Source organism: Halomonas sp. 3D7M (assembly GCF_014897885.1).
In the GTDB taxonomy this organism is placed as follows: domain Bacteria; phylum Pseudomonadota; class Gammaproteobacteria; order Pseudomonadales; family Halomonadaceae; genus Vreelandella.
On sequence record NZ_JABUZF010000212.1, the window covers coordinates 49,710 to 50,059 of the forward strand.

The following is a 350-nucleotide window of genomic DNA, read 5'->3' on the forward strand; positions in this document are numbered from 1 at the left end:
CTGCCGCTTTAGTGGCTGCAAGTGTGTGGACCTTCCATAGTTTTGATGCGGATGCGGTAGGTTTTAAGCTGCTAATGCTGTTTGTTGTAGGGGCAGCGGGTGTGCTCATGGTTAGCAATATTCGTTATTACAGCTTTAAAGACCTCGATTTCAAAAAGCCTGTACCTTTTGTTGTGCTTCTAGCGGTAGTGCTAGGGTTCGTAATGATCTCAGTGGAACCATCTGTAATGCTGCTACTGCTTTTTGGTGCTTATGTGTGCTCAGGCCCGGTATTGGCCGTTATGCGCAAGGCCAAGCCTAAAAGCTAAAGTTTATTCACATTTTCCCAAAAAACCACTTGCCAAGACGGC

Annotated in this window: 1 pseudogene (only partly in view); it reads left to right on the forward strand. The window is 46.3% G+C overall.

From position 1 onward, the window contains the following. Window positions 1-308: pseudogene (gene pssA, locus INT22_RS12230) on the forward strand (CDP-diacylglycerol--serine O-phosphatidyltransferase) (it extends 655 nt beyond the left edge of the window). Window positions 309-350: the final 42 nt, after the last annotated feature.